Genomic DNA, 22,455 nt, shown 5'->3' with positions numbered 1-22,455 from the left:
CATCGGCTCCGTGACAACACTTCCTCCCACCGCGTTCGGCCTCGGGCCGCTGCCCGGCACCGACCTCACGCAAGCCGCGGACGTGGTGCTCTCCGAGTCGCCGCTGCCGCACGTCCCGCAGCTGCCGGACCGCGGCGTCGGCTCGGACCTGATCGGCCGCACCGCCGCGATGCTGGAAATCCCCGTGGCGCGCGGGCCCCGCGGCTGGCGCGTGGCGGCTCGGGCACGCAAGGATGCCGACCGCATGGAGCGCGACCTCGACCACCTCGAGGAGCTCTGGCACGGCAAGGCGGACACCGTGAAGGTGCAGCTGGCCGGCCCGTTCACGCTCGCCGCCGAGATCGAGATGGCCAACGGCCACCGCATGATCACCGACCCTGGCGCGCTTCGCGACCTCACAGACGCGCTGTTGGAGGTGTGCGTGGGGCACCGGAGGGACGTCGAGAGGCGGTTTGGCAAGAGTGTCTTGCAGTTGGACGAGCCACGCCTGCCCGAGGTCGTCGCCGGCACGCTGCAAGGCGCGACCGACTTCGAGACCATCCGCGCGATCCCCGAGCCGGAGGAGACGCTCGCGCGCTTCGGCGAGCACCTGCTGCATACGCCCAAGCTTGTCGACGTTCCGTGGCTCACCTGCGACCCGCGCCGCGCCGGCAAAGACGCGCTTGCCCGGCTGCTGGACGCCGGCACACGCATCGCGATTCCCGTTATGGCCCCGCGCGAGCTGTACAACCTCTTCGACGAGCTGCAGCTTGACCCGGCCACCACGACCGTGGACGTCTACGCCGAGCCGGCCGCCACACTGGTGGACAGCGCGGCGAACTACCGGGCGGCCCGGGAGATGGCCGAGGCACTTACAGTGGAGGCATGAGCGCACCGCTGCACTGGGACAAGAAGAAGGCCGACCTCTCCACAGGGATCGTTTTCGGCGTGATGTTCTTCGTCGTCTTCGGCCTCATGATGGACGACATGATTTTCGGCATTGCCATCGGCATCGCGTTCTTCGCCGCGTTTGGGCTTTTGTCGGGCAAGCGCGAGGCCGATTTTGACGGGCAGACGCTGCGCCTGGTGGAGAAGAAAGAGACCACAGAGCTCGATTCCGCCAGCATTGCCGACGTGATCATCAGCGAGTCGGGCGCAATGGTGGTGAAGACGAAGTCGGGGGAGACGTACTCGGTCGAATCCGAGGGCGACAACCGGGGTCTGCACGACTTCGCCGAGAAGCTGCGCGCGGAGCTTGCGCTCAACTAGCCCAGAACTAGCCGAGCATGGGCCAGCCGGGCAGCACGTTCGAAGCGTCGCGGCCCTGGGACTCGAAGTAGCGCTTCCGATCCTCCTGCAGCGTGAAGTACTGCACCGCCTGATATTCCATGAGCTCGCCGGTGTCCATCTGGGCAAGATCCGGGTAGAGCTTGCGCACCTGCATCCACGCCACACGCGCGGCGGCGAACGCGTCGGCGGTGGCCTCGTGCGCGTTGTCCAGCCGCACGCCGTAGTGCTCGCACATCGACGTCAGGTTGCGCGGGCCTTTTCGGTAGCGGTCCTTGGCGCGGTCGATGAGCAGGGGGTCGAATACCGGTCCGGTGACCGTGAAGTCACCGGTGAGCTGGCGCAGCACCGTCAGGTCGTAGGGGGCGTTGAACACCACCAGGGTCAGTCCGTCCTCCCAGCCCTGCTTGATCGCCTCCACGGTCTCGCGCACCACCTCGTCGTGGTCGCGTCCCTCCGCGCGGGCCTTCTCGGTGGTGATGCCGTGCACCTTCGCGGCCTCTTCCGGGATCTCCACCCCAGGGTCGGCGAGGGTTTCGTTGGCGTCGACCTCGGAGCCGTCGATACGCACGAGCGCAGAGGTGACCACACGGGCCTCGCGCGGGTTGGCGGAGGTGGTCTCCAGGTCGAAGGAGAGCATGCGGGAGGCGTCGAAAGTGGCCATGAGCGACATTGTAATGAGCGCGCCGACACGGGCAGCGGGCAAGTCATTCGCCGAGCGTACGCACGCTGATGAACTCCGACAGAGGCACTGGGTCGCGGTTGAGGTCGTAGGCGCGCAGCAGGCGGATGTATTCGGACTTATCCAGGTCCCAGTCGTACTCCTGCGCGTGCGGGAGGCGCTGCGCGGCGGCGAAAACGAGGTCTGCCATGAGACGGGTGACGCGACCATTGCCGTCCGAGAACGGGTGAATGCGGACGAGCTCTGCGTGGGCGGCAACGCCCAGCTGGCGGGCGGTGAGAAGCCTCTCGCTGGCCTGGTAGCCGAGGTTGCCAAACGCGGTGTGCAACTCCGTCGAAATCAGGTGCGGATCCACCCCAATGTTCAGACCCGTCCGACGCAGTGCCCCGGCCCACGTCCAGATGCCCCCGAAGAGCTGTTCGTGGAGGTGTACGAGAAACGACGTGGTGAGGATGTCGTCGAGGGAAAGCCGGGCGGCGTCGACGCTTTCGAGCAGCCTGGTCCGGGCGATGAAAAGCAACTCTGTTTCGAGGTCGTAGAGCTCAGCCTTGCTAGGAATTCGCCCGTACCGGTCGAGCACCAGCGGCTCCAGAGCATCGATGCGATCACCTTCGAGCGGTGTTTCGCCATACCCGGGGTTTAATCCCACCCGCGTGCCCTTCGGAGGTCAGAAAGAATGGTTGCCGTCGTTTCAGATCGTGTGTACTCGGGCGGAAGATTTCGGCCTTCGAGCTTCATCGATGCCACTGCAGCCTCACGGGAAAAATCCGTCGGGGTCGAAGTGGTGGTTGTTCGTGCTGCGGTCATGAGCTGTCCTCCTTTCCTATAACGCATTCTAGGTGCACCAGAGCACTGATGAATAGAAACTTGTCTGGAGCAGACAGGTCGCTGATAGTCAATTCCATGACAGAACTCAACGAATGGCAGAAGCAGATTCTTAGCGCAAAGCGCGTGGATCTCTCACACGACGTCCACGCCGGTATCCCGCGTTTCCCTGCTTTCAACCCGATGACTGAACGGACAGTCAACACGATTGAAGAGCATCGATTCTTCGCCAAGGAGTACACCCTGGCCACCCCGTACGGCACGCACATCGACGCGCCGGGCCACTTTGCAACAGGGAAGCGGCTCGTCGATGCGATCGGTGCCGACGAACTGATCCTCCCGTTGTTCGTACTGCACCTGGAAGATTCGGTCGCGCAGAACCCCGACCACGGAGTGACCGTCGAAGACATCGAGACCTTCGAAGCCGAGCACGGTGAAATCCCAGCCGGTAGCTTCGTTGCGTTCTCGAGCAATTGGCACAAGCGTTGGGAGGACCCGGACGCGTTTGTGAACCACGACGACAACGGCGTGCAGCACACCCCGGGGTGGACCCTGGACGCGCTCAAGTTCCTAGTGGAGGAGCGCAACGTTGCGGCTATCGGCCACGAGACGCTCGACACAGATCCTGGCGTGGTTGCTGCCGAAACCGGCTTTTTGTACGGCGAGCTCTACGTACTCGAGCAGAACATCTATCAGGTAGAGGTCATGGCAAATCTGGACCAGGTCCCTGCCACCGGTGCGGTTATCGTTGTTGGTCCTCCGAAGATCCAGGGCGCGCCGAGTATCACCTCACGCGTGTTCGCCCTCTTCAACAACTAGAGATCCGCACTATCTCTACACTGGCTTGCCGTGAGTGAAATTTCCGCTGATCTGCACCGTGAATGGGACGAGCTGGCCGCGAAGGTGCGCAAGCACCGGGACTTGTACTACAACGGCCAGCCGGTGATCACCGACGGCGAGTTCGACGAGCTGTTCCGCCGCCTTCAGAAGCTGGAGGAGGACCACCCGGAACTCGCCGTGCCGGACTCGCCCACGAAGGAGGTCGGCGCCCCCGCCACCGACACCGCGTTCGCGGACGTGACCCACCCGGAGCGCATGATGAGCCTGGACAACGTCTTCAACGAAGACGAGATGCGCGAATGGCTTGCCAAGGCACCCGGCCCGTACTTAACGGAGCTGAAGATCGACGGGCTGTCCATCGACTTGGTCTACGAAAACGGCGAGCTGACGCGTGCGGCCACCCGCGGCGACGGCACCACCGGCGAGGACATCACCGCCAACGCGCGAGTGATCGAGGACATCCCGCAGAAGCTCACTGGCGACGCCCCGGCGTTCCTCGAGGTCCGCGGCGAGGTGTTCATCCGCCCCGAGGACTTCCCGGAGCTCAACGAGCTACGCCAAAAGGAAGGCGGCAAGCCGTTTGCCAACCCGCGCAACACCGCGGCTGGTGGGCTGAGGCAGAAGAACCCGGAGGACGTGAAGAAGCGAAAGCTCCGCATGATCTGCCACGGCATCGGCGCGCGCGAGGGCTTCGCCCCGGAAAGCCAACACGAGGCCTACGAAAAGCTCGCCGAGTGGGGCCTGCCGGTCAGCGAGTACACGCGCCGGGCGGAGACCGCCGACGAGGTCATCGAGGCCGTCAACTACTGGGGCGAGCACCGCAACGACGCCATCCACGAGATGGACGGCCTGGTGGTCAAGGTCGACTCGGTTGCCGAGCAGCGTCAACTCGGTGCGACCTCCCGCGCGCCGCGTTGGGCGATCGCGTACAAGTACCCGCCGCAGGAGGTGACCACGAAGCTGCTCGACATCGAGGTTTCCGTCGGCCGCACCGGCCGCGCCACCCCGTTCGCGGTGTTGGAGCCGGTGTTCGTCTCCGGCTCGACGGTGTCCATGGCCACGCTGCACAACCAGCACGAGGTCAAGCGCAAGGGTGTGATGATCGGCGACACGGTGGTGGTGCGCAAGGCCGGCGAGATCATCCCGGAGGTGCTCGGGCCTGTGGCGGATCTTCGCGACGGCACCGAGCGCGAGTTCGTCTACCCCGAAAACTGCCCCGCCTGCGGCACGAAGCTCGCGCCCGCGAAGGAGGGCGACGCGGACTGGCGCTGCCCGAACACCCGCTCGTGCCCGGCGCAGCTGGCGACGCGTTTGGAGTACATCGCCTCGCGCGGCGCGTTCGACATCGAGGCGCTGGGGGAGAAGGGCGCGGTCGACCTTATCGCCTCCGGCGTGCTGGAGGACGAGGCGAAACTATTCGACCTCACCGAGGACGACCTGAAAAAGTCCAGCGTGTACACCCGCAAGGACGGCGAGGTCAACGCCTCCGGCAAGAAGCTCCTGGCCAACCTGGAAACCGCGCGGCACGCCGACCTGTGGCGCGTCATCGTCGCGCTATCCATCCGCCACGTCGGCCCCACCGCGGCCCGCGCGCTCGCGTCGCGCTTCCACTCGGTGCAATCGCTTATCGACGCCCCCGTGGCCGACCTCGCCGACACCGACGGCGTGGGCGACGTGATCGCCGAGAGCTTCAAAGAGTGGTTCACCGTGGACTGGCACCAAAACATCGTGGACAGCTGGGCCGCGGCAGGCGTGACGATGGAGTCCGCGGAGGAGGACCGCGCCCCGCAGACGCTGGAGGGGCTGACCATCGTCGCCACCGGCACGCTGGAGGGCTTCACCCGTGATGAAATCAAGGAAGCCATCCTGTCGCGCGGCGGCAAGGCGGCCGGCTCGGTGTCGAAGAAGACCGACTACGTGGTCGTGGGCGAAAACGCCGGATCGAAGGCCGCGAAGGCGGAGGAGCTGGGCCGGCCGATCCTCACCGAGGCGCAGTTTGTGCAGCTGCTCGAGGGCGGCCCCGACGCGCTTGCGTAAGGCGCGCGGCGCTCAGGCCGATCAGTGCAGCCGCCCAGACGGCGAGGGCCCACCACAGCCAGATGGGGAACTGGCCGTTCCAGTTCACGCCGAATGAGAGCAACCACACCACCGCTGCGGAGATCACAGCGTTGACGAGGGCGTAAGTGGGGCCCTTGGCGTTCCGCACGGCGCTGAACGTCGCGGACGCAAGGAGCAGCAGGATCATGACGAGTGCGATCATCGGGTCTCCTTCATAAGGTCGATGCCGAGCGCGTCCACCCAGGCTTCGGTGTCGCCCGCGACAAACGCGGCGCGGCTGTGGTCGGTGCGCTCGGGGTCCCAGACCAACATGGTGCGGAAGCCGCCGGTGCCGCCGTTGTGGAACGTGATCTCCTGTCCGTCTTCGTCGAGGCTTGCCCAGCCATAGTCGGGCACACCGTGCGAGGACACCCATTCCACGTATTTCGCCATGTCGGCAGCAGTGGAGCGGATCGCGCCGGCCGGGGCCCAGCCGTCCATGTCCCACGGGCCGGCGGGGTGCCCGTTGGCGGCCAGGCCTGTGGGTGCTTCGTCGACGGTGCCCGGTAGCGCCACGTAGGTCGACGTCATGCCGGCGGGCTCGAAGATGCGGGTGCGCAGCAACTCGTCGTAGGGCACGCCGGCATGCTTGGCAAGCAGTTGGCCGAGCAGCGCGTGGCCGTAGTTCGAGTACTGCTCCTCGCCGCGGTTGTTCAGCTCGGCGGAACCGGCGGCGTCGAGAATGTCTTGCGGTGTGTCGCGCCGGTAGGGGTTACCGCCATCGCGGATGTTGGCCGCGAACATGTCCGCGAGGCTGAGGCTTTCGGTGGTGGCGAGCCCGGAGGTGTGGTTGAGCAGCTCCTCGATGGTGACATCGGCAACGGGGGCGGAGGGGACGTCGATAAGCTCCTGCACCTGAGTGTCCAGGCGGAGCTCACCGGCCTCGATGAACTGGCGGACCAGCTCCGCATTGAATGTCTTGGTGATCGAGCCGATTTCGAACTCGCTGTGCTCGTCGGCGCCGAGGCCGCCGAAGCAGACCTCGCCGTCGTCGTAGGTGAAGGCGGCGAGGTTGTGGTGGCCGTTTTCCGCGAGGTGTTCGAGTGCGGAGGAGATTTCAGTATCGCCGGTGTGTTCAGAGGCCACGGAAATGTCGCGGGGGCCGGTGGAGAGCATCAACGCGGCGGCGAGGACAGCGGAGATTCCTCCGGTGGCAATGTTGGTAGCGCGCATCAGTGGTCCTCCCCGGCGATTACGATCGTCATGAGCGGGATGACGCGGGCCGGGGGAATCTCAAACATCCCGCCCTGCTTGCGCACCCAGCCGGCGGCCTGCAGTTCCTTCAGGTGGTGGTACGCGGTGCCGGTGGAGGAGACCAGCTCAGATTCGACCAGCTCCGTCACGCTCGCCGGTGCAGCTAAAAGGTGGCGCAGGATGGCGCCGCGGACGGGGTGCGCGAGAGCGGCGATGCGGTCCATCGCGTTGTCCCACGGTTGGTCCGTGATCCACGCCGTTGGGCGGATCCATTCGTAGGAGTAGGTGCCGGTCGGAAGCTCCACGTCGCCTTTGAAGGTGACTGTGCCTTGGTCCGCCTCGTTGCTGGAACTGGGGCGTGAGGTGGACTCGGGCGATGGGGCCTGTTCGAGCGCGGCGACGCGCGCTTCGAGGTCAGAGAGGCGTGCTTCAATCGGTTGCATGCTTTCTAGAATTACAGAAATCTAGAAAACGTGCAACGGTTGAGGCTTTGGCTAGCGCAGCATCGCGCCTGTGATGCAGCCGAGGTCGCCGATCTCGCGGACCTCGGACGCCAGGAAATCCGGCCCGCCCACGCGGCCGACCACCAGCACCATGTCGGTGCCGTGCAGGGGAGTGATGGTGAGCGATGTGCCGAGCTGGAACCAGGACTCCGGTGCCCAGTCGTCGAAGTCGGGCTGGAGGATGCGCGCGGCCTCGACGGGCGGCATCTGCGGGGTAGATCCGTCGTCCTCCGGCGCGGCGGGGGAGGCGGCGGCACGTGTGAGCCCGTCGTCGGAGGAATGCAGCACCACGGCCCAAGAAGAGGTCACAGCACTCGGCATGACGTCGACCAGCTCGCTGAGGCGGTCCTCGACGCTGCCGGACTGCGCCGCGATTTGGGCGAGCATCTGGATCTGCCCGCGGCGGTCCACGCGTCCGGTGAACGGGCGGATGGAATCCACCTCCGCGCCGTCGACAGAAGAGACGGCGGTGATCAGGGTGTCCGCCATCACACCGGTGGGCAGGGTGACCACGATGTCGTCGGTCACAGCGCCGTCGGTGGAGGTCTCCACAATGTCCACGGAGTTGATGTCGGCGTCGACCATGCCGAACGCCTCGGCGAGCTGACCAAGGCTGCCGGGGACGTCCGGAAGGGAAACGCGGATGAGGTACGACATGGCCTTATTTATAGCAATTCGGCACACCGGCAGCGGGTGTACGGTCGAAACCGCAGCAGTCTTCTAACTAAGGAGGAGCACGATGAGCCGCACCGAAATCCCGCAGACCACACTCGCCGGCGCCGAACCCCGCGCGGTCGGGGACGCGTTACTTCGCGACGGCGCGAAGTTGGCTCGCGACGGCAAGGAGGTCGTCGTCACGGGCAACGCTCTCGCCCGCGAAGTGGCGGAGAACCCGGAACAGTTCTCGTCGGGTGTGTCGCGATTTTTGCAGTTGCCCAACGGCCTTGACGGCGAGAAGCACACCGAGATGCGTGCGTTGATCGATCGTTACCTCGCGGCGGAGGAGGTCGATCAGCTCGCTCCGATGTTCCACAAGATCGCGCGCCAGTTGGCAGAAGGAGCGCTGTCGAACGGCAAGGTCGACGCCGTCGGCGACTTGGGCGCCCAGTATGCGGTCCGCGCGATGACCGCCTGGCTCGGATGGCCAAGCGAGCTCGACGACACCCTCATTGCGTGGGTGGCCGACAACAACGCGGCAACGCGGTCCGGCGAACTCGAGCGCACAGCGGCGGTCGCCGAGCGTTTCGACGACATCATTCGCTCCGTCGTGCAGCCCCTCCAGAACAGCCCCGACGATTCGGTCACCTCGCGTCTCGTCCACGACGACAGTCTCGGTCGGCGTCTGGAATTCGAGGAAGTGGTCTCCGTGCTACGCAACTGGACTGCGGGAGATTTGAGCTCGATGGCCTACTGCATCGGGGTTGTGCTTGAAGCACTGATCGAACGCCCCGAGCTCCAGGACCGCCTCGCAGGCGGCGTTTCGCAAAAGGAGTTCACTGCGATCGCCGACGAAATCCTGCGCGCCGACTCGCCGTTTGTGAGCAACCGGCGAGTGACCACGTGTCCGGTGTCGCTCGACGGGCACGATCTGCCTGAAGGCCAAAGGGTGCGCATCCACTGGACAGCGGCAAACCGCGACCCGGAAACGTTTGCAGACCCGGACGGCTTCGAACCGGAGACGAACGCCGACGAGAACCTGGTCTGGGGCGCAGGGCCGCACGCGTGCCCTGGCAAGACGTTGTCGATCGTTGAGCTGCAAGCGTTCACCGAAGAACTCCTCGCAGTAGCGCAGGTCTCCAGCGCCGGACAAGGCGAGCGGGAGGTGCACCCGGTGGGCGGCTGGGCTTCGCTGCCGGTGCGCCTCACCGCTCGCGGGTGAGCGAATTGCGTTGACGTAAGATAAGGCGCGTCATACGCAACCCACGCGATGTGGAAGGGATTGGACTGTGGCTGAGATTTCACGCGACGAGGTGTCGCGCATCGCACGCCTGGCGCGAATCGCGCTGAAGGACGAGGAGCTGGACGACATTGCCCAGCAGCTGGACACGATCGTGGACGCGGTCTCGAAGGTGCAAAGCGTCGACACGGAGGGTGTCACGCCGATGAGCCACCCGCACTCCATCGACGCAGGTATGCGCGAGGACGTGGAGAAGAAGACGCTGACGCAGGCCGAGGCGCTGGACCAGGCCCCGGCCGTGGAAGACGATCGCTTCGTGGTTCCGCAGATTCTCGGAGAGGGAGACTAGAAGGAAATGACGCAGTACACGATTCCGGCCGAAGGTCTCGTCGCAAAACCAGCGCACGAGCTCGCAGCAATGATCCAGTCCGGCGAGGTCTCCTCCCGCGAGGTCACGCAGGCGTTTTTGGACCGCATCGCTGAGGTCGACGGCGAGCTCGGCGCCTTCCTGCACGTCGGCGCCGAGGAGGCGCTTGCGGCGGCGGACAAGGTGGACGAGCAGGTCAAAAACGGCGATGAGCCGGCCTCCGCGCTCGCGGGCGTGCCGCTGGCACTCAAGGACCTGCTGGTGACCACCGACGCGCCGACCACCGCCGCGTCCAAGATGCTCGAGGGCTACATGAGCCCGTACGACGCCACCGTGGTAGCCAAGCTGCGCGCTGCCGGCATCCCCATTCTGGGCAAGACCAACCTGGACGAGTTCGCCATGGGCTCGTCCACGGAGAACTCCGCGTACAAGCAGACGAAGAACCCGCACGACCTGGAGCGCGTCCCTGGCGGCTCCGGCGGCGGAACCGCTGCGGCGCTCGCGTCCGGCGAGGCCCCGCTGGGCATCGGTACCGACACTGGCGGCTCGATCCGCCAGCCGGCGTCGCTGACCGGCACCGTGGGTGTGAAGCCAACCTACGGCGGCGTGTCGCGCTACGGCGTGATCGCGTGTGCGTCGTCGCTCGACCAGGTGGGCCCGTGCGCGAACAACGTGCTGGATACCGCGCTGTTGCACGAGATCATCGGCGGCCACGACGAGTTCGACGCCACCTCTGTGGACCGCGAAGTGCCGGCGCTCGCCGACGCCGCGCGAGAGGGCGCGAAGGGCGACCTCAAGGGTGTGAAGATCGGCCGCGTGAAGCAGTTCGAGCGCCCCGGCACGCAGGACGGTGTGAAGGAAGCCATCGACAAGGCGTATGCGCAGCTTGAGGCGCAGGGCGCGGAGATCGTCGAGGTGGACTGCCCGAGCTTTGAAGACGTGATGGGCGCGTACTACTTGATCCAGACCTCCGAGGTCAGCTCCAACCTCGCGCGCTTCGACGGCATGCGTTACGGCCAGCGCGCCGGCGACGACGGCACCCGCTCCGCCGAGGAAGTTATGGCCGCCACCCGCGGCGAGGGCTTCGGCGCCGAGGTCAAGCGCCGCATCATCCTGGGCACCTACGCGCTGTCCGTGGGCTACTACGACGCCTACTACCTGCAGGCGCAGCGCGTGCGCACCCTGGTGGCGCAGGATTTTGCCAAGGCATTCGAGCGTTGCGACGTCATCGCCGCCCCGGCCGCTCCCACCACCGCGTTCAAGCTGGGCGACAAGGTGGACGACCCGCTGGCGATGTACAACTTCGACCTGTTCACGCTGCCGCTGAACCTGGCCGGCCTGCCCGGCATGTCGGTGCCGGCGGGCGAGGCGTCCGACACCAACCTGCCGGTGGGCCTGCAGCTGATCGCCCCGGCCTTCGAGGACGCGCGCTTGTACCGCGTGGGTGCCGCTTTTGAAGCCGGCCGTTAATCCCTGGAATACCCTCGCAGCCCTGGCTGCGGGGTATTTTCTTGTCCTGATCGATCAGGGCTTCATGCCCGTGATCACGCCGCTGTTGCCTTTCGACGTCGGCTCCGCCGTGTGGCTGACCAGCATTTACCTGCTGTGCACAGTGGCCCCGATGCCGGCGACGGGCAAGCTTGGCGACGCCTTCGGGCAACGCCGCGTCTTCCTCATCGGCTTGGCCATCTACGTGGCCGCGCTGGTGTTCGCGGGCGCGTCCTGGTCCTTCGGCTCACTCGTGGTGGCCCGCGGCCTGCAGGGTGCGGGCGCCGCGGTGTTCTTGCCGCAGGCGTTTGGGCTGATCCCGCGGGTGTTCGCGGAAGATAAGCAAGGCCGCGCGTTCGCCGCCTGGGGCGTGATCGGCTCGGTGGCGTCGCTGATCGGCCCGGTGGTCGGCGGGGCAGTGGCAGACAGCTTCGGCTGGCGCGCGGCGTTCTTCGCCCAAGCCGCGCTCGGCGCGGTCGCGCTTGTCGCCGGGCTGGTTGCGCTGCCGCGGCTGCCGCGCAGTGGCGAGCGGGTGACCCTGCTGCCGGTGCTGCTGTCCTTCGGCGGGCTGGGGCTTTTGGTCTATGGCATCCAGTTCGGCCAGTGGCCCTCGATCCTCTTCGGTGCGCTGCTGATCGGCGTGCTGGTGCTCTCCGCCCGCAACGGCACCGACGACGGGTTCCTGCCCGTGGAGCTCATGCTCAACCGCTCGTTCGCGCTCGGCGCCCTGGGCGTGGCTGCCATGGGCTTTACCGTGGCGTCGATGTTTATCCCGCTGATGTACTGGCTGCAAACGGTTGCCGGCGCCTCGCCGACAGCATCCGGCGCGATCACCGCGCCGATGTCCGTGTTCGCGCTCGTGCTCACCCCGGTTGCCGGGTACCTGACGGACCGGCGCGACCCGGGCAAGCTCTGCGCCGCGGGCTTTGCCGTCTCCGCGGCCGGGCTTGCGCTCGCCATCGCGCTGATCCACACCGGGATGGGCGTGTGGTGGTTTACCGCCGTGACCTCGCTTCTGGGCATCGGCGGCGCGTTCGTGTGGGCTCCCAACGCTGCGGTGACCATGCGCGGCATCCCCGAGCACGAAACTGGCGCGGCCTCCGGTTTGTACAACACCGCCCGCCAGGTCGGCTCGGTGCTCGGCGTGGCTCTGGTGGGCGTGGTGCTCGCCTCCGGCGCCATCGAATCCACGGCCGGGTGGGCGCTCGCGCTGCCGTGCGCCGCGATGCTGATCGGGGCGGTGTCGTCGCTACGTCTTCGGGGGTAGCCTGGCAAGTATGCGACTTGCCACTTTGACCTCTGGCGGCGACTGCCCCGGCCTGAACGCCGTCATCCGCGGCATCGTCCGCACCGCCAACACGGAGTATGGCTCCACCGTCGTGGGCTACCGCGACGGCTGGGTGGGGCTGATGGAGGACCGCCGCGTCGATCTTTACGACGACGCATACATGGACTCCCTCCTCCTGCGCGGCGGCACCGTGCTGGGGACCGGCCGCCTCCACCCGGACAAATTCAAGGCCGGGCTGGACACCATCAAGGCCAACCTCGACGACGCCGGGGTGGACGCCCTGATCGCCATCGGCGGCGAGGGCACGCTCAAGGGCGCCAAATGGCTTTCCGACAACGGCATCCCCGTCGTCGGCGTGCCCAAGACCATCGACAACGACGTCGCCGCGACCGACTACACCTTCGGCTTCGACACCGCCGTGTCCGTCGCCACCGACGCCATCGACCGGTTGCACACCACGGCCGAGTCCCACAACCGCATCCTCATCGTTGAGGTGATGGGCCGCCACGTCGGCTGGATCGCCCTCCACGCCGGCATGGCCGGCGGCGCCCACTACACCGTGATCCCGGAGGAGCCGTTCGACATCGCCGAGATCTGCAAGGCCATGGAGCGCCGCTTCCAGATGGGGGAGAAGTACGGCATCATCGTCGTCGCCGAGGGCGCGACGCCTAAGGAAGGCACCATGGATGCCGGGCTGGGCGAGGAAGACGAGTTCGGCCACAAGACCTTCAACGGCATGGGCCAGATCATCGGCGACGAGGTGAAGAAGCGCTTGGGCTACGACGTGCGCACCACCGTGCTCGGCCACACCCAGCGAGGCGGCACGCCAACCGCCTACGACCGCGTGCTGGCCACCCGCTACGGCGTCCACGCCGCCCGCGCCGCCCACGAGGGCAAGTACGGCACCTGCGTGGCGCTGCACGGCGAGGACATCGAACTCGTGGCGCTCGAGGACGCCGTCGCGCAGCTCAAGACCGTGCCGGAGCACCGCTACACCACCGCGAAGGCCATGTTCACGTAGGCAGGTTTGTAAAAGTCGGCGAGGGTGCCGCCGGCGACCTTGGGGGACTTGCATCTAGGGGCCGTGTTCTGCCGACTTTTACAAAGCCGGCGACCTGGGAGGCCAGCCCAGTAGGGTCGGAAGACATGCACGACCGTATCCCGGACCCCTGCCGTCTGCTCGTCGTCGGCATCAACCCCGGCCGCCTCACCGAGGAGGTGGACGCGCCGTTCGCGTTCCCGGGTAACCGCTTCTGGCCGGCGCTCGAGGCCGCGGGCATCACGCCCTACCGCGTCCACGCCAACGAGGGGCTGTCCGACAAGGACGCGGCCATGCTCGCCGAGCTCGGCATCGGGTTCACCAATCTGGTGAACCGCATGACGCCGAAGGCGTCCGACCTGACCAAGGCGGAGTTGGTTGAGGGAGGCGAGGTCGTGCGGAGTGTCGTCGAGAAGCATCAGCCCACTGCCGTCATGTTCGCAGGCATCGGGGCGTACCGCGATGCCTATCGACGACCAAAGGCCACCCGCGGCCTCCAGCCCGAGACCCTCGCCGGCGTGCCGGTGTGGGTGGTGGGCAACCCCAGCGGGCTCAATGCGCACGAGACGGTGGTCACGCTCGCGGAGAGCTACCGCGAGGTGTGGGAGGCGACGGCTCGGGAGCGGCGGTAGAGCCAGATCAACAGCCCCCACAGCAAGATCGTGATCGCGATCGAGCCGAAGAGACTCGCGACACCGGGAAGCTCTTTGGAGGCGTTGAACGCCCCGTGGATCGCGGCGGCGAGGAGGAACCAACCGATGAGCCGCGACACGCGCCAGCCGAGAGGCTGATCGGTGCGGCACAGGAATTGGCCGAGGCCCCACGCCGCCAGACCGGTGTACACGGCGTGCGAGAACGGGCCCGTGACAACCATTACGAGCATTGACGCGACACCGTCGTAGTACTCGGACTGCAGATCTAGCGCCGCCGCGATCGCGGAATTGTTCACGGTCTCGGCGACGGTGTATCCCGCGCCGATGGCCATGCCGACCACGGCTGCCTCGACGGGCCGGCGCACCGGCGCGAAAGCGGCGATGACAAGGAACGCAGCCAGTAGTTTGGCAGTCTCCTCCGGAATCGAGGAAAACAGGTACGTAACAGCGTCGGGCAGCTCCTGCGCCGCGGCGAGGTACGCGGAGTTGACGAAGGGCACTACGCCGCACAAGCCCGCCGCGGCAATCATGCCGACTGGCAGCCACCACGGATTCTCAGGCCGTCCTGGGTGGCGGTGCAAAAGGAGCCACGCCACCGCGACAGAAATGAGGACGAATGCCGCCGCTGCAGCGCCGAACGCGGGCGTCCACGGCACCTGGGTGAGCGCGTAGACGTAGCGCGCCACGCCCGCGAGGATGACCAGGCCAGCGATGCCTTGGAAAATACGGTTCTTCTGCACTACCGGGCCTCCTCTTCGACTAGACGCTCGACGATCTCTTGGCCGGCGGCGAGAGCCGTTGCCACGTACACCGTGAGGTCACCGCGTTCGACGGCGGCGACGGAAATGTCGTTGCGGTGCACCGCGTACACCCCGGGCGCTGGCTGATCGAGCTCGTCCGTGTCGATTCGCTCGCCGTCTGCTGCCAGCCAGTACATGCGCGTGACCGCGTTGGCGCGCTCGGCCTCGTCGGTCATGGTGTAGTCGGTGCGCAGCTGGATTTTCGTGCCGTCACAGTCCCACACCCACGTGCCGGTGCCGTCACCCGCACTGTCGGCGGCAGCAGTCTGGGTGCACTGTAGAGGAGCGCCGTCCGCGTCGCGCAGTGTGACGCCACCAGCGGACACCTCCGTGGTGGCGGGCTCGCCTCCCTCCGCCGCTGCCTGGGCCACGAATGGTGCCGCCAAGATGAGCGCTCCGACGGCGACGATCCCTATGGTGCCGGTGCGGGTGTTTTTGTCAGAAAAATCGGGGAAATTCACTTGAGCCAGCATAGGGAAACCCTCTCTCGTTCGCATCGGGGTCCTATATGTGCGGGGAGTGGCTAGGGTGATCGCATGAGTCTGCTTGACCAGATGACTAACGCCTACGAGGCGTGGATGCCTCAACAGCTACGCGAGTGGTACACCGCAGACCAGCGGCGTGAGCTCGCGGTGAAGGAGATGCGCCCGCAGGCCGAGCACACTGCCGACGTGGACTTCGGCGCTGGCTTCCGCGACCATCTGAAACCCCTCGGCGGGCCGGACATGTCCGACCCTCTGGCGTGGGCGAACCGGCGCGTGGAGTTTGCGGACGGGCACTGGTGCGTCGCCGGGATCCGCTTTTTGGGGCTGGACCCGGAAAAGCCGTTCGTGCACGTCGTCGCCACGTCGGTGCCGCCGCAGCTCGCTCTCCTAGACGCGTACGCCGAGCATCTGCACCGCGAGTTCGCGGACTTCGGCCCGCTGGCCATCCGCTTCGAGCTGCCGAACCCGCCGGAGGACGCGGACATCGACCAGTGGATCATCGCCGGGCTCGTCTCCGGGCTGCGGCGGAAACCGCGTCGCCCGCAACACGAACGCGTGCGCCTTACCCCGGCGGACTCCGCGGAGACGGCAGGATATGCCGACGAGGTGCTCGGCAACGTCGCAAAGCAGTTGCCCGAGGTGCGCACCTGGACGGAGGCCGCAACTCTGGAGCAACTGCAACGCTGCGCGGACACGGGCGCGCTGCGCGAAATCGAGGTGGACGGGCAGCGCGCGGGCATCATCGCCGCAGCCCGCGACGACGCAAACGGCATGCGCGGATTCCAGGTCTACGAATTCCTCCTCGACGACAATGCTCGCGGACGCGGCCTCGCACCGGCGGCGATGCAGTTGCTTTGCGACGTCCTACCGGCCCAAACCGGCGACACATTGTGGGGGACGGTGCACGTGGGCAATGGGCCGTCGATAGGCAATGCGCTCGCTGTAGGCCGCGAGAAGACAGCCGCATTTGTGTGGGTGCGGCGGCGCGGCGAGCTGTAGCGCGGGTGCGCGGGGCGGGGCAGTAGACTGATGCGCATGACTGCGTACGACCTGATGGATTACGACGAAGTACTGGAAAAGTACGACCCCGTGATGGGCCTTGAGGTGCACGTCGAGCTCGCCACCGAGACGAAGATGTTCTCCACCTCCTCCGCCCACTTCGGCGCGGAGCCGAACACCAACATCGACCCGGTCTCGCTCGGGCTGCCGGGCGCGCTGCCGGTGGTCAACGCCAAGGGCGTGGAGTGGGCCATCAAGATCGGCCTGGCGCTGAACTGCAAGATCGCCGAGTCCTCGCGGTTTGCGCGCAAGAACTACTTCTACCCGGACCAGCCGAAGAACTACCAGATCTCCCAGTACGACGAGCCAATCGCCTACGACGGCTACCTGGACGTCGTGCTCGAGGACGGCACCGAGTGGCGCGTGGAGATCGAGCGCGCGCACATGGAGGAAGACACCGGCAAGCTCACCCACCTGGGTTCTGCCTCCGGCCGCATCACCGGCGCGACCGCGTCGCTTGTGGACTGCAACCGCGCCGGCATCCCGCTGATCGAGATCGTGACTAAGCCGATCATCGGCGCCGGCGAGCGCGCACCTGAGGTGGCGAAGGCCTACGTGGGCGCGCTGCGCGAGCTGGTCAAGGCCCTCGGCGTCTCCGACGCCCGCATGGACCAGGGCAGCATGCGTTGCGACGCCAACGTGTCCCTGCGCCCGGTCGGCCAGGAAAAGTTCGGCACCCGCACCGAGACGAAGAACATCAACTCCCTGAAGTCCGTGGAGCAGGCCGTGCGCTTCGAGATGCAGCGCCAGGCCGCCGTGCTGCAAGACGGCGGGGAAGTGGTGCAGGAGACCCGCCACTACCAGGAGAAGGACGGCACCACCTCCAAGGGCCGCCCGAAGGAAGAGGCTTCCGACTACCGCTACTTCAACGACCCGGATCTGCCGCCGGTGATCGCGAAGCCGGAGTGGGTCGAGGAGATTCGCGCGACCCTGCCGGAGCTGCCGTGGGTGCGCCGCGCACGCATCCAGGAGGAGTGGCAGCTGCCGGAGAAGGAGTTCCGCGACCTGGTCAACGCCGGTGCGCTCGACCTGATCGTGGACACCGTCGAAGCCGGTGCCACGCCGGATGAGGCCCGCGCATGGTGGGTTTCCTACATCAACGGCAAGGCCAACGAGGCCGGCAAAGACCTCGACGCGCTCGGCGTCACCCCGGCCGACGTCGCCCGCGTGGTCGAGCTGGTCAAGGAAGGCAAGCTGACCACCAAGCTGGGCCGCCAGGCCATCGACGGCGTCATCGCCGGCGAGGGTTCTGTCGACGAGGTAGTCGCCGCGCGCGGCCTCGAGGTCGTGCGCGACGACGGCGCCATTGAGAAGGCCGTCGACGAGGCGCTGGCTGCCAACCCGGACATCGTGGAGAAGTACCGCGCCGGCAACAAGAAGGTCACCGGCGCCATCGTCGGCGCCGTGATGAAGGCGACCCAGGGCAAGGCCGATCCGGGGCAGGTCAACCAGCTCATCGCGAAGAAGCTCGCGGAGTAGCGTCTAACTTCACTAACCCGCCACGAAACCGGCTACCTAGAACCGGCTACCTGTGGATTTTCCGCCTGGTAGCCGGATGTAGGTAGCCGGTTTCGGCGTTGTTGGTCGGGGTTTCGGCGTTGTTGCCGTGGATTCCAGCAACGCAAAACCCCGGCCAACAGTGCGTTGGCCGGGGCGAAGCGGGACGTCGTAAAGCGAAAAGTGCTTACTTGTCCTCAGGCTTGACGGCGGGGAACTCGCCCGTCTTGTACATCTCCTCGTACGCCTCCCAGTGGATCTTCTCGCCCTGGGAATCCGGAGCGCCGGCGTAGGAGTCGGACTCGGGGTCCAGGGCCGGGACGGTCTTGATGTCGAAGTCGCTGGAGGAGTCGGCGTGCATGTCAGCCGCCACTTCCTCCTGTACGGACTGCCACAGCTCGCTGCCGCCGACGTTGGAGTCGGAGGTCAGTTCGTCGACCTCGTTGCGCTCCGCGCCGGTGAGATCCGAGCTCTCGGGGTCCAGCTGGCTGCCGGCGAGCTCGGCGAGGCGCTCGCGGCGGCCCGTCTCGTCCTGGATGTTCTTGCGGTCGCGGAACCAGGCAACGCCCATGACGATGCCCAGCACGAGGCCCAGGTAGCCCAGGACCGGGTAGACCCAGCCGACCAGGTCGGCGAAGCCGATGAAGGACAGCGCGAAGCCGACCAGCACGACGATGCCGTAGTAGACGCGGAACTTGCCCGGCTTGTCGTTGCTCAGGCGGCGGCCGAGGGCGTAGAAGAGGCCAACGGCGGTGTTGTAGATCATCAGGTAGATCACGATGGACACGAACACGCCCACGGCCGGGTGCATGGTGTCGAAGACCTTCAGCAGCGGCAGGTCGGCGTCCATGACGTTTTCCATGTTGCAGAACAGGATGAACACCAGGATCATCAGCAGCACCGCGAACATGATGCCGCCGAGCAGGCCGCCCTTGCCGGTCTTGGCCGGGTTCATGTGGGAGCCGGCGAAGACGAGCATCATGGAGGTGTCCATGATCATCACCAGCGTGGCGTAGTTCAGCGCGGTGATCAGCCAGTTGTCGAAGGTGCCGGATGCGTGCGGGTTGGTCTGGGCGATCTCGTTGATGTAGCCGAAGTCGTCCGGGATGTTCATCAGCGTGATCACGAATGCGCCGAGCAGGCAGATGATCAGCAGCGGCGTGATAAAGGAGATCACGCTGGTGAGACGGTCAACGTCGAGAAGCCCGGAGAGCAAAAGCAGCACGACCATGATGGCCGAGCCAACCCAGGTGGGGAAGCCGAACTGCTGCTCCAAGTTGGCGCCGGCGCCGGCGACCATGACAAAGCCGATGCAGAACAACGTGAACATGGTGGTGATGTCCATGTACTTGGCCAGCCATGGTCTGGACACGCTGCGGAAGACCACACTGTGGTTGTCTGCCAGGTAGTAGGAGCCGAGCTGGTAGACCCAGCCGCTGAACACAGCGATGGCGGTGCCGGCCACCGCGGCGCCGAGGATGCCCCAGTAACCGAATGACAGGAAGTACTGGATCACCTCCTGGCCGGATGCGAAGCCCGCGCCGACCGTGAGGCCCACAAGCGCAAGGGCGATTTTAAAGGTTTTACCCATAATTTTCCTCAAAGAAATCTAGAAAAAGAGCGGAGCCGAGGGTAACACCATTACAAGGCCATTGCTAACCGACGACCACAGGTTCCCACTGTCAACAGCGCAGCGCACAGGCTCGGATTTGCTGTTTCAACGGCGCGTTACCAAGGATCAGACAGCGCTTTCGCATACATTTGTTGGCATGGCTAACAACCCACGTGACCTCACCCCCAACGAGCAAAATGACCTGACGAACCTGGATTCTTCCGAGGTGCCGGAGTACACCGGCGACGCGAGGAGCGCCTCGGACGGCCTGTACACCCGCACGGGCAAGGCCGCCCCGACGGAGATTTTCCCGCGCGGCGAGCAGAACAACGGCCCGCTGATTCCACAGGCGCCGGAGACCACCTCGTTTGAAAGCGCCAACGAGACGGTGGCCGTGGACCGCGATCCGGCCTATGCCACGCCAGCGTACACCGCCGACACTACCGGTGCGGCTGACCCGGTCTACGCCGAGACCGCAGAGCCGGTCGTGGTGGAGGACGCGACCCGCCGCGGCACCACGGACTTCGGCCTGTTCTTGATGCGCCTGTTCCTCGGCGCGTTTTTGATCATCGACTCTGTGGGCACCTTCTTCCGCCTCGGCGGCAACGAGGGCATCTCCGGGCTAGAGAGCGCTTACGCGGATTACCCGTACGGCTCCGGCCTTGCCGTTGTCGTGCCCACCCTGGAGCTGGCCGCCGGCGTGTTCCTGGTGCTGGGTCTGCTCACCCCGGTTGCGGCGCTGGTCGCCATCGCCGTGACCGGCTTCATGGCGCTGCACGCGTTTACTGAACAGCCGGACGGTTTCAACGTTTTCGCCTGGACCCCGGAGACCTGGGTGCCGGTCATGCTGCTGGCTGCGTCCCTGGTGGTGCAGTTCACCGGCCCGGGCCGCTACGGCGTCGACGCGTCGCGCGGCTGGGCCAAGCGGCCGCTGGTTTCCAGCTGGATCTGCGCGCTGCTCGGCCTCGCGGCAGCCGGGCTGATGTGGTGGTTCGGCACCGGCATCAACCCGGTCACCTAGTTAGTCCACCTGGCGCACGGCGCCCTTGTCGGCGCTGGTGGCCATCTTCGCGTACGCACGCAAAGCCTTCGACACCTCACGGACGCGGTTCGGCGTCCAGGGGTTGTCGGAGGCTTCCATCGCTTCGCGGCGCTTTTCCAGCTCCGCCTCGTCCACGTCGAGCTTCAGCTCGCGGTTGGACACGGAGATGGAGATTGTGTCGCCGTCTTCGATCAGGCCGATCAGGCCGCCGGCCGCAGCCTCGGGGGAGATGTGGCCGATGGAAAGCCCGGAGGTGCCGCCGGAGAAGCGACCGTCCGTGATCAGGGCGCACTTCTTGCCCAGGCCGGCGCCCTTCAAGAACGAGGTCGGGTGCAGCATCTCCTGCATGCCCGGCCCGCCCGCGGGGCCCTCGTAGCGGATGACCACGACCTCGCCCTCGAGCACCTCGCGGTTGAGGATCATGGAAACGGCCTGCTCCTGCGAGTCGACCACGCGTGCAGGACCGGTGAACTCCCACAGTCCTTCTTCCACGCCGGCGGTCTTCAAAATCGCGCCGTCGGGCGCGAGGTTGCCGCGCAGCACCACCAGGCCGCCGTCGGAGGTGAAGGGGTGCTCGACGTCGTGGATGACGCCGTTTGCCGCGTCCGTGTCCAGCTCGGCCCAGCGCGCGCTCTGGGAGAACGCCTTCGTGGTGCGCTCGCCGCCGGGGGCGGCGTGGTACAGCTCGAGCGCCTCCTCGGTGGCGGCCCCGCCGCGGATGTCCCAGTCGGAGAGCCATTCGCTTAACGACGGATACGCGATCGAGTGCACATCCGTATGCAGCAAACCTGCGCGGTTGAGCTCGCCTAGAATCGCCGGGATGCCGCCGGCGCGGTGGACGTCCTCGACGTGGGCCTCGCCGTTGGGCGCGACCTTGGACAGGCACGGGATCTGGTGGGACAGCTCGTCGATGTCGTGCAGGTCGAAGTCGATCTCGCCCTCTTGGGCTGCGGCGAGGATGTGCAGGATGGTGTTGGTGGAGCCGCCCATGGCCATGTCCAGCGCCATAGCGTTGCGGAAGGCGTGGACGTTGGCCACGTTGCGCGGCAGGACGGATTCGTCCCCCTGGCCGTAGTAGCGCTCGCACAGCTCCATGACGGTGCGGCCGGCCTTTTCAAACAGTTCGCGGCGCGCAGTGTGAGTGGCCAGGGTGGTGCCGTTGCCCGGCAGGGACAGGCCGAGCGCCTCTGTGAGGCAGTTCATGGAGTTGGCGGTGAACATGCCGGAGCAGGAACCGCAGGTGGGGCAGGCGTTGTTGGCGATGGCGTCGAGCTCGTCGTCGGACACGTCGTCGTTGGCGGACAGCGTGATCGCGTCGATGAGGTCGGACTTCGGCTTGGTCACCCCGCCGACGGAGAACGCCTTGCCGGCCTCCATGGGGCCGCCGGAGACGAACACGGCAGGGATGTTCAGGCGCATCGCGGCGTTGAGCATGCCCGGTGTGATCTTGTCGCAGTTGGAGATGCAGACCATGGCGTCCACGGTGTGGGCGTTGACCATGTACTCCACGGAGTCGGTGATGATCTCGCGCGACGGCAGGGAGTACAGCATGCCGGAGTGCCCCATGGCGATGCCGTCGTCGACGGCGATGGTGTTGAACTCCTTGGGCACGCCGCCGGCGGCGCGCACGGCTTCCGCGACGATGTCGCCTACCTCTTTCAGGTGCACGTGCCCTGGCACGAACTGGGTGTAGGAGTTCACGATGGCCACGATCGGCTTGCCAAACTCGTTTTCGCCGGTGCCGGTGGCGCGCCACAGCGCGCGGGCGCCTGCGGCCTGGCGGCCGATGGTGGTGACGCGTGAGCGAAGTGGGATCACGGA

Annotated in this window: 23 protein-coding genes; 13 read left to right on the top strand and 10 right to left on the bottom strand. The window is 66.3% G+C overall.

Translation table 11 applies throughout. The annotated features are described in order from the left end of the window. Nucleotides 1-10: 10 nt before the first annotated feature. Both MHY23_RS00190 and MHY23_RS00185 read left to right on the top strand, forming a co-directional pair. Nucleotides 11-868 carry a methionine synthase gene (locus MHY23_RS00190; RefSeq protein WP_239305918.1) on the top strand — a complete coding sequence of 286 codons (858 nt, stop codon included), beginning with the start codon at nt 11-13 and terminating at the stop codon, nt 866-868. After that, nucleotides 865-1,248 (top strand): hypothetical protein, encoded by a 384-nt coding sequence (locus MHY23_RS00185; protein WP_181888268.1) that lies wholly within the window; start codon nt 865-867, stop codon nt 1,246-1,248. The genes MHY23_RS00190 and MHY23_RS00185 overlap by 4 nt, the downstream gene beginning before the upstream one ends. Nucleotides 1,249-1,255: 7 nt before the next feature. On the opposite strand, the gene MHY23_RS00180 is transcribed toward MHY23_RS00185, so the two are convergent. Both MHY23_RS00180 and MHY23_RS00175 read right to left on the bottom strand, forming a co-directional pair. After that, a complete protein-coding gene (locus tag MHY23_RS00180; protein WP_181888269.1) occupies nt 1,256-1,930 on the bottom strand; it encodes a 3'-5' exonuclease in 675 nt (224 codons plus the stop codon). Nucleotides 1,931-1,973: 43 nt separating this feature from the next. Next, nucleotides 1,974-2,597 carry a Fic family protein gene (locus MHY23_RS00175; protein WP_239305917.1) on the bottom strand — a complete coding sequence of 208 codons (624 nt, stop codon included), beginning with the start codon at nt 2,595-2,597 and terminating at the stop codon, nt 1,974-1,976. Between the two features lie 254 nt (nt 2,598-2,851). On the opposite strand from MHY23_RS00175, the gene MHY23_RS00170 reads away from it, so the two are divergent. Next, a complete protein-coding gene (locus tag MHY23_RS00170) occupies nt 2,852-3,592 on the top strand; it encodes a cyclase family protein (protein WP_239305916.1) in 741 nt (246 codons plus the stop codon). 30 nt (nt 3,593-3,622) lie between these two features. Continuing rightward, on the top strand, nt 3,623-5,650 hold the full coding sequence (gene ligA, locus MHY23_RS00165) for an NAD-dependent DNA ligase LigA (RefSeq protein ID WP_239305915.1): 2,028 nt from the start codon (nt 3,623-3,625) through the stop codon (nt 5,648-5,650). Here ligA and MHY23_RS00160 read toward each other — a convergent pair. The 4 genes from MHY23_RS00160 to MHY23_RS00145 are packed head-to-tail and all read right to left on the bottom strand — an operon-like array spanning nt 5,595 to nt 8,064. Beyond that, on the bottom strand, nt 5,595-5,873 hold the full coding sequence (locus tag MHY23_RS00160; protein WP_070474869.1) for a hypothetical protein: 279 nt from the start codon (nt 5,871-5,873) through the stop codon (nt 5,595-5,597). The two genes, ligA and MHY23_RS00160, sit on opposite strands and share 56 nt — an antisense overlap. Then, a complete protein-coding gene (locus tag MHY23_RS00155; protein ID WP_070474870.1) occupies nt 5,870-6,883 on the bottom strand; it encodes a serine hydrolase in 1,014 nt (337 codons plus the stop codon). The genes MHY23_RS00160 and MHY23_RS00155 overlap by 4 nt, the downstream gene beginning before the upstream one ends. Then, entirely contained in the window at nt 6,883-7,347 is a 465-nt protein-coding gene (locus MHY23_RS00150; RefSeq protein WP_070844130.1) for a helix-turn-helix transcriptional regulator, read from the bottom strand. The genes MHY23_RS00155 and MHY23_RS00150 overlap by 1 nt, the downstream gene beginning before the upstream one ends. A gap of 51 nt (nt 7,348-7,398) precedes the next feature. Beyond that, on the bottom strand, nt 7,399-8,064 hold the full coding sequence (locus MHY23_RS00145; RefSeq protein ID WP_070844132.1) for an amino acid-binding ACT domain protein: 666 nt from the start codon (nt 8,062-8,064) through the stop codon (nt 7,399-7,401). 82 nt (nt 8,065-8,146) lie between these two features. Here MHY23_RS00145 and MHY23_RS00140 point away from each other — a divergent pair, with 82 nt between their 5' ends. The 6 genes from MHY23_RS00140 (at nt 8,147) to MHY23_RS00115 (ending at nt 14,118) form a co-directional block, all read left to right on the top strand. Continuing rightward, nucleotides 8,147-9,286 carry a cytochrome P450 gene (locus tag MHY23_RS00140; RefSeq protein WP_239305914.1) on the top strand — a complete coding sequence of 380 codons (1,140 nt, stop codon included), beginning with the start codon at nt 8,147-8,149 and terminating at the stop codon, nt 9,284-9,286. Nucleotides 9,287-9,353: 67 nt separating this feature from the next. Further along, on the top strand, nt 9,354-9,653 hold the full coding sequence (gene gatC, locus MHY23_RS00135) for an Asp-tRNA(Asn)/Glu-tRNA(Gln) amidotransferase subunit GatC (RefSeq protein WP_070474874.1): 300 nt from the start codon (nt 9,354-9,356) through the stop codon (nt 9,651-9,653). Nucleotides 9,654-9,659: 6 nt separating this feature from the next. Beyond that, nucleotides 9,660-11,141 (top strand): Asp-tRNA(Asn)/Glu-tRNA(Gln) amidotransferase subunit GatA, encoded by a 1,482-nt coding sequence (gene gatA, locus MHY23_RS00130; protein ID WP_239305913.1) that lies wholly within the window; start codon nt 9,660-9,662, stop codon nt 11,139-11,141. Then, the gene (locus MHY23_RS00125; RefSeq protein ID WP_370645775.1) at nt 11,116-12,426 is read left to right on the top strand and encodes an MFS transporter; all 1,311 of its coding nucleotides are present in this window, start codon (nt 11,116-11,118) and stop codon (nt 12,424-12,426) included. Before gatA ends, MHY23_RS00125 begins: the two co-directional genes overlap by 26 nt. Before the next feature lie 10 nt (nt 12,427-12,436). Continuing rightward, complete coding sequence (locus MHY23_RS00120) at nt 12,437-13,468, top strand: ATP-dependent 6-phosphofructokinase (protein WP_239305911.1); 1,032 nt, start codon at nt 12,437-12,439, stop codon at nt 13,466-13,468. Nucleotides 13,469-13,593: 125 nt separating this feature from the next. Further along, a complete protein-coding gene (locus MHY23_RS00115; RefSeq protein WP_239305910.1) occupies nt 13,594-14,118 on the top strand; it encodes a mismatch-specific DNA-glycosylase in 525 nt (174 codons plus the stop codon). On the opposite strand, the gene MHY23_RS00110 is transcribed toward MHY23_RS00115, so the two are convergent. Both MHY23_RS00110 and MHY23_RS00105 read right to left on the bottom strand, forming a co-directional pair. Next, nucleotides 14,076-14,879 (bottom strand): PrsW family glutamic-type intramembrane protease, encoded by an 804-nt coding sequence (locus MHY23_RS00110; protein ID WP_239305909.1) that lies wholly within the window; start codon nt 14,877-14,879, stop codon nt 14,076-14,078. The genes MHY23_RS00115 and MHY23_RS00110 overlap by 43 nt on opposite strands. Continuing rightward, a complete protein-coding gene (locus MHY23_RS00105) occupies nt 14,879-15,400 on the bottom strand; it encodes a hypothetical protein (protein WP_181888284.1) in 522 nt (173 codons plus the stop codon). Before MHY23_RS00105 ends, MHY23_RS00110 begins: the two co-directional genes overlap by 1 nt. Before the next feature lie 75 nt (nt 15,401-15,475). Between MHY23_RS00105 and MHY23_RS00100 the strand changes: the two genes are divergently transcribed. Together MHY23_RS00100 and gatB are read left to right on the top strand one after the other, a co-directional pair. Next, the gene (locus MHY23_RS00100; RefSeq protein ID WP_239305908.1) at nt 15,476-16,423 is read left to right on the top strand and encodes a GNAT family N-acetyltransferase; all 948 of its coding nucleotides are present in this window, start codon (nt 15,476-15,478) and stop codon (nt 16,421-16,423) included. 36 nt (nt 16,424-16,459) lie between these two features. Further along, nucleotides 16,460-17,962 (top strand): Asp-tRNA(Asn)/Glu-tRNA(Gln) amidotransferase subunit GatB, encoded by a 1,503-nt coding sequence (gene gatB / locus MHY23_RS00095; RefSeq protein ID WP_239305907.1) that lies wholly within the window; start codon nt 16,460-16,462, stop codon nt 17,960-17,962. A gap of 205 nt (nt 17,963-18,167) precedes the next feature. On the opposite strand, the gene MHY23_RS00090 is transcribed toward gatB, so the two are convergent. Continuing rightward, nucleotides 18,168-19,571 (bottom strand): hypothetical protein, encoded by a 1,404-nt coding sequence (locus MHY23_RS00090; protein WP_239305906.1) that lies wholly within the window; start codon nt 19,569-19,571, stop codon nt 18,168-18,170. Between the two features lie 178 nt (nt 19,572-19,749). Between MHY23_RS00090 and MHY23_RS00085 the strand changes: the two genes are divergently transcribed. Continuing rightward, nucleotides 19,750-20,613, top strand: a complete 864-nt coding sequence (locus MHY23_RS00085) for a DoxX family protein (protein WP_239305905.1) — start codon at nt 19,750-19,752, stop codon at nt 20,611-20,613. Here MHY23_RS00085 and ilvD read toward each other — a convergent pair whose 3' ends face one another. After that, entirely contained in the window at nt 20,614-22,452 is a 1,839-nt protein-coding gene (gene ilvD, locus MHY23_RS00080; RefSeq protein WP_239305904.1) for a dihydroxy-acid dehydratase, read from the bottom strand. Between the last annotated feature and the right edge of the window lie 3 nt (nt 22,453-22,455).

The organism is Corynebacterium sp. ACRQP, assembly GCF_022345915.1.
GTDB lineage: Bacteria > Actinomycetota > Actinomycetes > Mycobacteriales > Mycobacteriaceae > Corynebacterium > Corynebacterium lehmanniae.
Note: the sequence above shows the minus strand (reverse complement) of the source record. Positions and strands in the feature narration are given on the sequence as shown.

Excerpts from the sequence above, each read along its gene's own strand:
- MHY23_RS00185 (WP_181888268.1), top strand. The coding sequence starts at position 865 with ATGAGCGCACCGCTGCACTGGGACAAGAAGAAGGCCGACCTCTCCACA.
- MHY23_RS00180 (WP_181888269.1), bottom strand. The coding sequence starts at position 1,930 with ATGGCCACTTTCGACGCCTCCCGCATGCTCTCCTTCGACCTGGAGACC.
- MHY23_RS00170 (WP_239305916.1), top strand. The coding sequence starts at position 2,852 with ATGACAGAACTCAACGAATGGCAGAAGCAGATTCTTAGCGCAAAGCGC.
- MHY23_RS00160 (WP_070474869.1), bottom strand. The coding sequence starts at position 5,873 with ATGATCGCACTCGTCATGATCCTGCTGCTCCTTGCGTCCGCGACGTTC.
- MHY23_RS00155 (WP_070474870.1), bottom strand. The coding sequence starts at position 6,883 with ATGCGCGCTACCAACATTGCCACCGGAGGAATCTCCGCTGTCCTCGCC.
- MHY23_RS00150 (WP_070844130.1), bottom strand. The coding sequence starts at position 7,347 with ATGCAACCGATTGAAGCACGCCTCTCTGACCTCGAAGCGCGCGTCGCC.
- MHY23_RS00145 (WP_070844132.1), bottom strand. The coding sequence starts at position 8,064 with ATGTCGTACCTCATCCGCGTTTCCCTTCCGGACGTCCCCGGCAGCCTT.
- MHY23_RS00140 (WP_239305914.1), top strand. The coding sequence starts at position 8,147 with ATGAGCCGCACCGAAATCCCGCAGACCACACTCGCCGGCGCCGAACCC.
- gatA (WP_239305913.1), top strand. The coding sequence starts at position 9,660 with ATGACGCAGTACACGATTCCGGCCGAAGGTCTCGTCGCAAAACCAGCG.
- MHY23_RS00120 (WP_239305911.1), top strand. The coding sequence starts at position 12,437 with ATGCGACTTGCCACTTTGACCTCTGGCGGCGACTGCCCCGGCCTGAAC.
- MHY23_RS00115 (WP_239305910.1), top strand. The coding sequence starts at position 13,594 with ATGCACGACCGTATCCCGGACCCCTGCCGTCTGCTCGTCGTCGGCATC.
- MHY23_RS00100 (WP_239305908.1), top strand. The coding sequence starts at position 15,476 with ATGAGTCTGCTTGACCAGATGACTAACGCCTACGAGGCGTGGATGCCT.
- gatB (WP_239305907.1), top strand. The coding sequence starts at position 16,460 with ATGACTGCGTACGACCTGATGGATTACGACGAAGTACTGGAAAAGTAC.
- MHY23_RS00090 (WP_239305906.1), bottom strand. The coding sequence starts at position 19,571 with ATGGGTAAAACCTTTAAAATCGCCCTTGCGCTTGTGGGCCTCACGGTC.
- MHY23_RS00085 (WP_239305905.1), top strand. The coding sequence starts at position 19,750 with ATGGCTAACAACCCACGTGACCTCACCCCCAACGAGCAAAATGACCTG.